Source organism: Micromonospora sp. NPDC049903 (assembly GCF_044460945.1).
Classification (GTDB): domain Bacteria; phylum Actinomycetota; class Actinomycetes; order Mycobacteriales; family Micromonosporaceae; genus Micromonospora.
In genome coordinates this window covers 131,830-143,673 of sequence record NZ_JBITKL010000012.1, presented here as the reverse complement: position 1 = coordinate 143,673, position 11,844 = coordinate 131,830, and the positions used below count along the sequence as shown (strand labels likewise).

The window sequence follows — 11,844 nt, the reverse complement described above, 5'->3', positions numbered from 1 at the left end:
GTCGATGGTCGTCGGCGCCGGACGAGCGTACGGGTGGACAGGGTGGTTTCCTCGAGGCAGCAAAATCTTAAAGAGTGTTAACCGTTAAGGTCAATGACAACTTTCGATGGCGAGCGACGAAAGTCGGACGACCGGCGGCGAAACTCGCCAAGCGCACCACCGTCCCGGCGGCAGCCGCTAGGTTCATCAACGGCGTCCGGTGACCGCAGCGGTGGGGCGAGGTGCCGTCCGCCGGGCTCGACGACGACGGGAGCAGGTCGTGCCGACAGCACAGCACGCCGACGCGTTGCGGGATACCGCGGTCGTGCTGACCGGCGCGACGAGCGGCATCGGCCGCGCCACCGCGCTGGCCATCGCCGACCGGCCCGGCAGTCTCGTCCTGCACGGGCCGGAGCCGGAGAGCGAGGTCGCCGACCTGCTCGACCAGGTGCGGTCCCGGCAACGCCGGGACGCCGAGTTGACGTACGTGACGGCCGACTACCACGATCTCGCCGAGGTCACCCGGTTGGCCGAGCGGATCCGCGTCACGACCGATCCGATCGACGTCCTGATCAACAACGCGGGCCGTCCCGCACCGGCCACCCGAACGGTCAGCGACGCCGGGAACGAGATCACCTTCCAGGTCGACTACCTGGCGCCCTTCCTGCTCACCACCGACCTGATCGACCTGGTCGCCGGCCATGAGCGGGGACGGATCGTCAACATCGTGTCCGCCACCCATCACTCGGCCACGCTGCACCTGGACGACCTCGACCTGACCCGGCAGGCGTACACCCCGTCGGCCGCGTACGCGCACGCCAAGCTCGCCCTGGTCACGTACACCGGCTGGCTGGCCCGGAACCGGCCGTCGCCCTCGCTGGACGTGGTCAGCCTGCACCCCGGGGTCGTCTCGACCGGCCTGCTGCACGCGATGTTCTCCGTCGACGGGCAACGCCCGGAGCAGGCCGCCGACACCGTCGTGCGGGTCGCGGCGCAGCGCGAGGACAACGGCACCTACTACGACGAGCGGGTACCCGGCACGCCCCACCCCCAGGCCGTCGACCCAGAAATCCAGGACCGGTTGTACGAACGCACCGTGGAGTTGTTGCGCGGCCATCTCCCGGAGTGACGGGCGGGCCGCCCGCCGGCGCATAACATCGACCGGGATGGCTGCTTCGCCCAGACGACGAAGGGTGACCCCGAAGTGTCCGCTGCCCCCACGTTCCGCAATCCCGTCGTCGCCGGATTCCACCCCGACCCCAGCGTCTGTCGGGCCGGCGAGGACTACTACCTGGTCTGTTCCAGCTTCGAGTACTTCCCCGGCGTACCCGTCTTCCACAGCCGGAACCTGGTCACCTGGCGGCAGATCGGCAACGTGCTGGACCGCCGCAGCCAGCTCGACCTGCCACCGGACGCGCACGCCTCGGGTGGCGTCTTCGCGCCGACCATCCGCTACCACGACGGCCGGTTCTGGATGGTCACCACCAACGTCAGCATCGGCCGGCACCTGCTCGTCACCGCCACCGACCCGGCCGGGCCATGGTCCGACCCGGTCTACTTCGACCTGCCGCACATCGACCCCTCGTTGGCCTGGGACGACAACGGCGACTGCTGGCTCACCCTGTCCGGGGTGGCGTCGTACCGCATCGACCCGGAGGCCGGCAAGGTCCTCGAAGGCCCGGTGCCGATGTGGTCCGGCAACGGCGGGCAGTACCCGGAGGCGCCGCACCTCTACCGCATCGGCGAGTGGTGGTACCTGCTGGTCTCCGAGGGCGGCACGCACACCGGTCACGCCGTCTCCGTCGCCCGCTCGCGCAGCATCCGCGGCCCGTTCGAACCCGCCCCGGCCAACCCGTTCCTGACCCACCGCAGCACCGGTCATCCGGTGCAGGCGACCGGGCACGCCGACCTGGTGCAGGCGACCGACGGCAGTTGGTGGATGGTGCTGCTCGGCATCCGGGCCAAGGGCCAGTGGCCGCCCTACCACGTGCTCGGGCGGGAGACGTTCCTGGTGCCGGTGCGCTGGGAGGACGACTGGCCGGTGGTCGACCCGGTGCAGGAGGTGACCTCCGCGCCGGCCGGAAGTCCACCCGCCCTGGCCGCGCCGCCCGGCCCGGCCGCGTACCGGGACGACTTCGACACCGCAGTTCTCGCGCCGGAGTGGATCTCACTGCGCGACCGGCCCGCGGACGCCTGGTCGCTGACCGAGCGGCCCGGCTGGCTCACCCTGCGGGCCGCCGGCACGACCCTGGACCGGGCCGGCGTGACCATGATGGCCCGCCGGCAGCAGCACCACGACTGCCGCGCCGCCGTGCGGGTCGACCCGGGCGCGGGTCGGGCCGGGCTGACGGTACGCATCGACGAGGCCCACCACTACGACATCGAGGTCGCCGACGGGCTGGTCCGGGTGGTCGGCCGGGTCGGGCCGTTCCGTCAGGTCTTCGGCGAGCTGCCGGTGCCCGCCGGCCCGGTCACGCTGAGCATCGCCACCCGGACCGACGACCTGCTCCCGCCGACCGTGACCGCCGCCGACCAGGTCACCGCCCCCGGTGCGCCGTTCGGCGTACGCCCCGCCGCCTGCGACACGGTCGGCTTCGAGGTGCTGACCGAGCAGGGGCCGGTCGTGCTCGCCGAACTCGACGGGCGCTACCTGTCCACCGAGGTCGCCGCCGGCTTCACCGGTCGGGTGTTCGGCCTCTATGTGACCGACGGCAGCGCCGCCTTCGACTGGTTCGACTACCGCCCGACCGGCCACGCCTGACGCGCACGGGCGAGCGCCCGCCCCCGGGTCTCGGGGACGGGCGCTCGCGTGGTGGTGGAGGTCGGCCGTAAGGCTCGTCGTCAGCCGGCGGTGCAGGACCGGATCTGCGGGCGGGCCGAGGAGTTGCCGTTCGTCGACGTGGTGAAGCCGAACGTGTTGCCGCTGCCGTTGGAGCGCATCGTCATCACGTTGCCGCTGCTGTCCCAGGTGGGGTTGCCGCTCCAGGTGGCGGAGATGCGCTGCGGTGAGGTGATCACGACGACCACCGACCAGGTGCTGGCCCCGCTGACCGTCACCGAGGTGTTGTAGCGGTCGCCCCAGACCTGGCCCGGGGTGATCGTCGCGGTGCAGCCGCCCGGCGCCGGGGTGGTCGGCGGGGACGTCGGGTCGCCGCCGCCGGGGCTGCCGTTGTTCAGCGCGGTGAGCACCGCGTCGTAGGCGGCCTTCTTGTTGCCGTTGCCGTCGAACAGCAGCGGGCTCTCGTTGGAGCGCCACGAGTCGGAGTCCCGGATGCCCCAGACGGTGATGCCCTTGCAGCGCGCCACGGCGAGACAGTCGTTGACCACGTTGCGGTACGCGTCGGTCGGCGCGTTGCGGATGTCGAGCTCGGTGATGTGCACGTCGACACCGAGGGCGGCGAAGCTGGACAGCGTGGTTCGGTAGTTGCTCGGGTAGTTCGAGCCGCCGGTGAAGTGCGACTGGAGGCCGACGCAGTCGATCGGTACGCCCCGGCTCTTGAAGTCCTGGACCATCCGGTAGACGGCCTGGGTCTTGGCGTCGTTCCAGTTGTCGATGTTGTAGTCGTTGTAGCAGAGCTGCGCGTTCGGGTCCGCCTGACGGGCCGCGCGGAAGGCGGCCTCGATCCAGTCGTTGCCGGTGCGCTGGAGGTTGGAGTCGCGGCGGGCCCCGCTCGACCCGTCCTGGAACGCCTCGTTCACCACGTCCCACCAGGCGATCTGGCCCCGGTAGTGGGTGGCCACCTGGGTCACGTGGTTGAGCATGGCGTTGCGCAGCGTGGTGCCGGACATGTTCTGCATCCAGCCCGGCTGCTGCGAGTGCCAGGCCAGGGTGTGTCCCCGGACCTGCATGCCGCGGCTGAGCGCGTGCTGGACGAGCCGGTCGCCGTTGGCGTAGTTGAACTGGCCCTGGTTGGGCTGCAGCGCGTCGATCTTCATTTCGTTCTCGGCGGTGACCTGGTTGAACTCGCGGTTCAGGATGGTCGTGTACGCCGAGTCGTTGAGCCGGTTCACCGCGACGGCGGTCCCGAAGTACCGGCCGCGCTCGGCGGCCGAGGCACCCAGGGTGCTCGCCGCGCTGGCGTTGCCCGGCAGCACCACGGCACCCGCCACGGCCAGCATGCCGACGGCGGACAGGACGAGAGCCGCCCGCAGTCGTCTCGGCCGCCTGGGTGCGCGGGAAGAGTCGTTGCTCATCTCATGCTCCTTCCGGGTCCGGTGGCCCGAGGGCGGGCAGCATGACTCCGGACACGCGGGATAGGGATGATGCCCGCGATCCCTGACAAAGGGACCGCATCGGCCTTACTGGACGGAAGTATTTCAGCGGGATTTCACGCCCGTCAATGACTTCCGGAAGTTTTCCGCAAGTACCGGTGGTGATGGCGTGCACCCCAGACCGACCTTCAGCAGCCTGTGCACCCCTCCCGCCGCTGCACGGAGCGGCGAAACACGACCGACAGGACCGGCGACTGAAACTTCCGGAGACGGTGGACCCACATCGGACACAGCGCCCGATTCCGGTCACACCTCGACGGTCGCTCGTCGATCTTCCGTCACCGTGGGCAACGGTCCGACCAGCGGCAACGCCCCGGCGGCACGCCGACTGGACCGCCGTCGGCCGAACCTCACCGCCGCCCGCACCGCACCACCCCACGGCGGCGACCCGCCTCGACAGCAACCCTGACCAGCGCCGACGTCCACAGAGGCCCGACTGGCGGCGGGTGTTGCTCGCCCACCGCACCGGGAGGGGACACAGAGAGTTATTGACCCACTTCGATATCCCGTTCTAATATTCCCGGACTACTTCCCGCAAGTTCACCGGAAATTTCAGAGGCGTTCGGCTGGTCCTGCACGGTGCGTCGGAGGTGCCGTGGACGGTCGCCGGCCGGCGCGGTGGCGACCCAGGAGGAACGTACGAGATGTCGCAGCTCATCCTGTTCGCGATCGACATCGGCGCGGTGGCCCTGCTCGTCTTCGGGCTCTATTTCCCCCGGCACCGCCGCCGCGATCTCGTCGTCGCCTATCTGGGCGTCAACGTCGGCGTCCTGGCGGTGGCGAGCGCCCTGAGCGCCAGCAACGTCGGCGCCGGGCTCGGGCTGGGCCTGGCCCTGTTCGGCGTCCTGTCCATCATCCGGCTCCGCTCGACCGAGCTGGACCAGCACGAGGTCGCGTACTACTTCTCGGCGCTGGCGCTGGGCATCCTCGGCGCGCTGAGCACCACCCAGCTCTGGCTCAGCGCCGGACTGATGGGTCTCATCCTGGTGGTGATGTTCCTCGGCGACCATCCCCGGTTGCTGCGGCACTACCGGCACCAGATCCTGGTGCTCGACTCGGCCGTCACCGACCATCTCGCGCTCGTCGCGCAACTGGAACAGCTCCTCGGCGGCCGGGTGCACGTCGTCACCGTGCAACGGCTCGACCTGGTCAACGAGACCACCGTGGTGGACGTCCGGTACTCGGTGAAGGGCCGGGCCAGCACCGTGTCCCCGGCCGGCACCGCCGCACCGGCGGGAGCCCAGCGGTGAGCGGGGCGTCCGTCATCCCGGTCGTCTCGGCGATGACCCCGGTCGGCCTGGCCGACGTCCTCGGGCAGGCGGCCCTGCAGACCAGGGTGGACCGCAAGTACGTCGTGCCGGTCGACGCGTTGCCCGACCTGCTGGACTGGCTCACCGCGTACGCGCAGGTGCTGGAGATCGACGGGGAGCGCAGCTTCCGCTACGAGTCGGTCTACTTCGACACCCCTCGGTTGGCCAGCTACCACTGCGCGGCCTACCGACGACGGCGGCGGTTCAAGGTGCGGACCCGCACCTACCTCGACTCCGCCCAGTGCTGGCTGGAAGTGAAGATCAGCGGGGCGCGCGGCAGCATCACCAAGCACCGGCTGCCCTACCAGCCGCAGCACCGGGCCACCGTCGACCCGGGCCGCGCGTTCGTGGACGAGGCGCTGGTCCGCGAGGCGGTCGCGCCTGCCGCCACCGGCGGCAGCCTGGCACCGGTCCTGGTCACCGGCTACCGGCGTACCACGCTGCTGCTGCCGGCCACCGCCAGCCGGGTCACCATCGACACCGGCCTGACCTGGCAGGACGGCGACCTCGTCCTCCGGTTGCCCGACCTGGCGGTGGTCGAGACCAAGACCGGCTCCGCCGCCACGCAGGCGGACCGGTTGCTCTGGCGCGCCGGGCTGCGCCCGGTCCGCATCTCCAAGTACGCCACCGGTCTGGCCGCCCTCCGTCCGGACCTGCCGGACTCACCGTGGCGACGCACGCTGCGGCGGCACTTCCAGGGCTGCTTCGCACCGGGCACCGCACCGACCACCACCCCCCACCGATCCGTTCAGGAGGCATCGTGCGTCTGACCGTCCGCACCGCGGCGGCACCACTGCGCACCGCCGCGATCGCAACCGTCGCCGTACTGGTCGCCGGCTTGCTCGCTCCCTCACCGTCACCCGCCGGCGCCGAGCCGACCGCCGGCGCCGCCATCTCCAGCGCCGCGGAGGCTGCGGCCACCGTCGCGGCCTCCGCCGCCGCCGACGACCTGGTCGGCGACATCGGCTTCTCGGTGCCCAGCGGCACCTTCCAGGGCGCGGTGACGGTGGCGTTGAGCACCACCGTCAGCGGCGCTCAGATCCGCTACACCACCGACGGGAACCTGCCCACCTCGCAGTCGCCGCTCTACTCGGGCACCGCGCTGCGCTTCACCCGGACCACCCAACTGCGGGCCCAGGCGTTCGTCGGGCAGACCGCCTCCGGCGCGCCGGGCACCGCCATGTACGTCGCCCAGAACACCACGACCGCCCACGACCTGCCGGTGGTCCTGATCGACTCGTACGGTGCCGGGCGGCCGGACCGGGAGTACTTCGACGCCACCACGATGATCTTCGAGCCGGGCGGCGGCACCACCTCGTTGGCCGCTGCGCCCACCGTGGCCACCCGGGCCGGGTTCCGCCTACGCGGCCAGTCCTCGGCGACGTTCGAGAAGACGCCGTTCCGCCTCGAGTTCTGGGACAACGATGACGACGACGCGGACTACCCGGTGCTCGGCATGCCCGCCGACTCGGACTGGGTGCTGCGCGGGCCGTTCACCGACAAGGCGCTGATCCGGGAGGCGTTCGTCTACGACCTCGGTCGCGAGATGGGGCTGCCCGCCCCGCGCTACGCCTTCGCCGAGTTCTATCTGAACACCGACGCCGGGCCGGTCGCGGCCGACGACTACATGGGCGTCTACATGATCGTCGAGACGATCAAGAACTCCAAGAACCGGCTCGACCTCAAGCAGTTGCGCGCCGACGACCGGACGCTGCCGAGGATCACCGGCGGCTACATCTGGAAGTTCGAGTGGATGGCCGCCGAGGAACCGATCCTGCCGTGCACCGGCCCGGCCGCGACCTGCTGGAACTACCTGGAGGTGGCCGACCCGTCGCCGTTGCAGCCGGAGCAGCGGGACTGGTTGCGCAACCACCTCCAGGAGTTCCACAACGTGCTGCGCGCACCGAACTTCGCCGACCCGGTCAGCGGCTATCGGGCGTACATCGACGTGAACTCGTTCATCGACCAGCTCATCCTCAACGAGCTCAGCCGCGAGATGGACTCGTACGTCCGCAGCGCGTACTTCTACAAGGACCGGGACACCAAGATCTTCGCCGGTCCGCTCTGGGACTACGACCTCAGCTTCAGCGTGGGCGGCTTCTTCGCCAACGACCAGACCGCCGGATGGCAGCACCAGCAGGTCCGACAGCCGGTGGCCAACGACTGGTTCACCCAGTTGCTGCGGGATCCGGCCTTCGTCAACGAGGTGCGGCAGCGGTGGCAGACGCTGCGCCGTGGGTTGCTCTCCGACGCGTCGTTGCAGGCCCGGATCAACACGCTGAGCGCACCCCTGGCGAACGGCGCGCAGCGCAACTTCCAGCGCTGGCCCAACCTGACCACCCGGATGGTCAGCTTCTTCGTCACGCCGACCGCCCCCACCTGGCAGGGCCAGGTGCAGGTCATGCGGGACTGGATGCTGCGCCGGGCGGCCTGGCTCGACTCGACCGCCGGTTGGGGCGGCCCCACCACCACGCCCCCGCCGACCACCCCGCCCCCGACGACTCCCCCGCCGACCACTTCCCCGCCGGGTGGTGGTGGCTGCACCGCCACGTACGCGGTGACCAGCCAGTGGTCCGGCGGCTTCCAGGGTGAGGTGCGGGTGACGGCCGGCAGTCGGGCGATCAGCGGCTGGACGGTGACCTGGACGTTCGCCGGTGGCCAGACGGTCAGCCAGGCGTGGAACGCGACCGTCACCAGCCAGGGGTCGGCGGTCACCGCGCGCAACGTCAGCTACAACGGCACGCTGGCCGCCGGGGCCAGCACCACCTTCGGCTTCCTCGGCTCCACCACCGGCACGCCCAGCGCGCCGACACCGACCTGCACGGCGAGCTGAGTGCGGGTGTCCCTGGCACCGGGTCCGCGACGGCCCGGCGCCAGGGGCGTACCGGTCGGCGGGGTGGTCGACGCAGCCGGCTCACCGATCGGCGTCGGCCAGCATCGCCACGAGGTCGTCCAGGGTGTCCAGCCGACGGCCTGCGCCGGTCAGCTCGACCTCCACGCCGTACTCCAGCTCGATCGCGTCGACCAGGCGCAGCAGTCCGAGGGAGTCGACGCCCAACGCGATCATGGACCCACCGGCGAGGAGGTCGGCCGCCTCGACCTCCCCTGCGGTGGCCTCGCTGACCATCTGGGCGATCCGGGCCCGCAGTTCGGGGTCGGCCGTCATCAGAACTCCTTTCCGGACTGCCGCACGATGTCGGCGATCTCGGCGATGGTGGGGGTGTCGAAGAAGGCGTCGAGCGGCACCTCGACCCCGAGCCGCTGCTGGATCCGGCCGCTGATCCGGGTCACCGTCAACGAGTGTCCGCCGAGGTCGAAGAGGTCCTCGTGCACGCCGATGTCGGGGATCCGCAGCACCTCCTGCCAGATCAGGCGAAGCTGCGCCACCACCGGGTCGTCGTCCGCGCCACCGGGTGCCTCGATCACCGCGCCGCCGGGCGTCTCGTCCACCGCATCGCGGGGTGCCGGTGCCGGCAGAGCGGCGCGGTCGACCTTGCCGCTCGGGTTCAGCGACAGCCGGTCGAGCGTCACGTAGTCGGTGGGCAGCACCGCCGTCGGCAGGCTCGACGCCAAGTGCCGACGCAGCTCGGCCGGCTCCGGTACGGCACCGGGCCGGGGCACCACGTACGCGACGAGGCGGGGCTCGTCGGCGTCGCGCCGCAGCACCGTGGCCGCGGCGGCGACCTCGGGGTGCTCCAGCAGCCGGGCCTCGATCTCGCCCAGCTCGATCCGGTGCCCCCGGATCTTGACCTGGTCGTCGGCGCGGCCGAGGAACTCGATCCGTCCGTCCGGCAGCCACCGGCAGCGGTCACCGGTGCGGTAGAGCCGGTCGCCAAGCGCGCCGAACGGGTCGGGGGCGAACCGCTCGGCGGTCAGGTCGTTCCGTCCCCGGTAGCCGACGGCCACCCCGGCACCGCCCAGGTGCAGCTCACCGGGGAGCCCGACGGGCGTGGGCCGGCCCGCCTCGTCCAGCAGGTACGCCCGGACGTTGGGCAGCGGTCGGCCGATGGTGACCTCGTCGGGGTCGGCCGGGATCTCCGCCATCGTCGCGTACACGGTCGCCTCCGTCGGACCGTACCCGTTGATCAGGCGTGCGGTCCGGGAGCGCAGCTCGCGGGCGAGGGCGACCGGTAACGCCTCCCCGCCGGTGACCGCGACCAGCGGGACGTCCCCGTCCGCCGACGCGGCCGGATCGCCGAGGCCGGCCTCCAGCAGCACCCGCCAGCCGGACGGGGTGGCCTGGGCGTGGGTGACACCGGCGGTGCGGATCAGCCGCCGGACAGCCGCGCCGTCCAAGGCGCTGACGCCCGAGGCGACGACCACCGTGCCGCCGGTGACCAGTGGCAGGAACACCTCCACCGTGGAGATGTCGAACGACAGCGAGGTCAGGTGCAGCCACCGGTGCCTCGGACCGCCACCCAGCAGGTCGCGGACGCCCAGCAGCAGGTTGGCCAGCGACCCGTGACGCACCGCCACGCCCTTCGGGTGTCCGGTCGATCCGGAGGTGTAGAGCACGTAGGCGAGATCGTCGGCGGGCGGCGGCGGGTCGGCGACGGGCGTGGTCGGGGCGTCGCGCAGATCGCCCCGATCGAGGGCGAGCGTGGGCCAGGCGGGGTCCGGCGCGGCGACACCGGTCACCACCAGCGTCGGAGCCGCGTCGGCGAGTACGGCCCGCTGTCGGGCCGGCGGGTGGCCGGGGTCGACCGGCAGGTAGGCGGCTCCGCAGCGCCACACCGCCAGCATGGTCACCACCGCCGCCCAGGAACGGTCCAACGCGACCGCGACGACCGAGCCGGGACCGACGTCCCGCTGGCGCAGCAGTGCGGAGAGTCGCGCGGCGGCGGTGTCGAGCTGGGCATAGCTCAGCGTCCGGTCACCGTCGACCACGGCCGCCGCGTCCGGGTCCGCGGCGACCCGGGCGGCGAACAGGGCCGGCACGGTGGCGTCGACCGGGTACGCCCGGGCGGTCTCGTTCCAGGCCCGGGTGACCTGGTCGAACTCGTCGACGGTCAGCAGCGGCAGCTCCGCCACCGGCCGGTCGGGGTCGGCGACCACGGCGGCCAGCAGGGTGCGCAGGTGTGTCCCGATGCGGCCCACGGCGGCGGTGTCGATCGCCGCCGGGCTGTGCTGGAGGCTGACCGTGAGACCGGTCGGCGCGTCCACCACCTGGACGTGCAGCGCGTTGCGGGCGGCACCGCAGAACATCGTCCAGTCGACCTCGCTGGCCACCCCGGGGAAGACGGGTGCGGTGCCGCGTCTCCGGTAGCCGATGCTGACCGGGGTCAACGCCGGTGCGGGACGCAGGCCGGGCACGGCCTGGGCCAACGGCACCGCGCGGTACGGGTACACCTCGCGCAGGCGGGCCCGGACGGTGTGCGCGTGTGCGCGGAACGTCCCGCCGGCCGGGTCGGCGGTGACGGGCAGTTCGTTGACGAACAGGCCGATCCGGTCGGCCTGGTCGGGGGTACGGGTGGAGAGCGCCACCCCGACCGGGGTGCCCCGGTTGCCGTAGCGGGCGAGCAGCACGTGCAGCACCGCGAGCAGCAGCTCGAAGCGGGTCACCCCGAGCGACCGCGCGGTCTGGTCGAGCCCCTGTACCAGGTCGGTGGGCAGGTCCACGGGTACGGCGACACCGGGCTCCGCGCCGGTGGGCAGCCGCCGCAGGCCGGGCAGGACCACGTCGCCGGGCCCGGACCAGTGCCGCGCCCAGTGGTCGCGGGCGGCGGGCAGGTCGACGGCGACGCGTTGCTGTTCGGCGGCGGCGAGGCCGGCGTACTCGTCGGGTCGGGGTGCGGGGACCACGGTGGTGCCGTCGCGGGCGGCGGCGTACGCGGCGGCCAGATCCCGGACCAGGACGTCCTTCGACATGCCGTCGAAGACCAGGTGGTGTGCGGTGACGAGCAGCAGGTGCGTGTCGTCGGCGTCGGTGAGCAGGGTGAACCGGGCCAGCGGTCCGGTCGTCAGGTCGTACGTCCGGGCGATCTCCTCGGTCACCCGGGCGTCGGTCAGCTCCCCGAAGCCGACCGTCGGACGGCTGTCGGCCGGTGCCAGGTGCGGGGTGCCGTCGTCGTCGCCGACGATCCTGGCCGCGAGGATCGGATGCCGGTCGGTCACCGAGGCGCAGGCCGCGACGAGGGCCCGACGGTCGAGTGCGGCGCCGAAGCGTACGCCCACCGCCATGTGGAAGGCTGTGCCGGCGACCCCGGCCCGCTCGGTGAACCAGACGGCGTGCTGTGCGGAGGTCGCCTCGGCGGTGCCCACATCTGCTCCCAGGGTTGTGCGG

At 71.9% G+C, this 11,844-nt stretch carries 9 protein-coding genes; 6 read left to right on the top strand and 3 right to left on the bottom strand.

Going from position 1 to position 11,844, the window contains the following annotated elements; genetic code table 11:
• Window positions 1-259 precede the first annotated feature (259 nt).
• Both ACIBO1_RS19815 and ACIBO1_RS19810 read left to right on the top strand, forming a co-directional pair.
• Window positions 260-1,108, top strand: a complete 849-nt coding sequence (locus tag ACIBO1_RS19815; RefSeq protein ID WP_396748472.1) for an SDR family NAD(P)-dependent oxidoreductase — start codon at window positions 260-262, stop codon at window positions 1,106-1,108.
• 75 nt (window positions 1,109-1,183) lie between these two features.
• Window positions 1,184-2,740, top strand: coding sequence for a glycoside hydrolase family 43 protein (locus tag ACIBO1_RS19810; RefSeq protein WP_396748470.1), 1,557 nt, complete (start codon window positions 1,184-1,186; stop codon window positions 2,738-2,740).
• 80 nt (window positions 2,741-2,820) lie between these two features.
• Here ACIBO1_RS19810 and ACIBO1_RS19805 read toward each other — a convergent pair whose 3' ends face one another.
• Window positions 2,821-4,173: an endo-1,4-beta-xylanase gene (locus tag ACIBO1_RS19805; RefSeq protein ID WP_396748468.1), complete on the bottom strand. Its 1,353-nt coding sequence runs from the start codon at window positions 4,171-4,173 to the stop codon at window positions 2,821-2,823.
• Window positions 4,174-4,534: 361 nt separating this feature from the next.
• Here ACIBO1_RS19805 and ACIBO1_RS19800 point away from each other — a divergent pair, with 361 nt between their 5' ends.
• The 4 genes from ACIBO1_RS19800 to ACIBO1_RS19785 all read left to right on the top strand — a co-directional run bounded on the left by ACIBO1_RS19800 (window position 4,535) and on the right by ACIBO1_RS19785 (window position 8,394).
• A complete protein-coding gene (locus ACIBO1_RS19800; RefSeq protein ID WP_396748466.1) occupies window positions 4,535-4,660 on the top strand; it encodes a hypothetical protein in 126 nt (41 codons plus the stop codon).
• 235 nt (window positions 4,661-4,895) lie between these two features.
• Window positions 4,896-5,501: a DUF4956 domain-containing protein gene (locus ACIBO1_RS19795; protein WP_396748464.1), complete on the top strand. Its 606-nt coding sequence runs from the start codon at window positions 4,896-4,898 to the stop codon at window positions 5,499-5,501.
• Window positions 5,498-6,331: a polyphosphate polymerase domain-containing protein gene (locus ACIBO1_RS19790; RefSeq protein WP_396748462.1), complete on the top strand. Its 834-nt coding sequence runs from the start codon at window positions 5,498-5,500 to the stop codon at window positions 6,329-6,331. Before ACIBO1_RS19795 ends, ACIBO1_RS19790 begins: the two co-directional genes overlap by 4 nt.
• Entirely contained in the window at window positions 6,322-8,394 is a 2,073-nt protein-coding gene (locus tag ACIBO1_RS19785) for a CotH kinase family protein (protein WP_396748460.1), read from the top strand. Before ACIBO1_RS19790 ends, ACIBO1_RS19785 begins: the two co-directional genes overlap by 10 nt.
• An 81-nt stretch (window positions 8,395-8,475) precedes the next feature.
• Here ACIBO1_RS19785 and ACIBO1_RS19780 read toward each other — a convergent pair whose 3' ends face one another.
• Together ACIBO1_RS19780 and ACIBO1_RS19775 are read right to left on the bottom strand one after the other, a co-directional pair.
• Complete coding sequence (locus ACIBO1_RS19780) at window positions 8,476-8,727, bottom strand: phosphopantetheine-binding protein (RefSeq protein WP_396748458.1); 252 nt, start codon at window positions 8,725-8,727, stop codon at window positions 8,476-8,478.
• On the bottom strand, window positions 8,727-11,822 hold the full coding sequence (locus ACIBO1_RS19775) for an amino acid adenylation domain-containing protein (RefSeq protein ID WP_396748456.1): 3,096 nt from the start codon (window positions 11,820-11,822) through the stop codon (window positions 8,727-8,729). Before ACIBO1_RS19775 ends, ACIBO1_RS19780 begins: the two co-directional genes overlap by 1 nt.
• Window positions 11,823-11,844 lie beyond the last annotated feature (22 nt).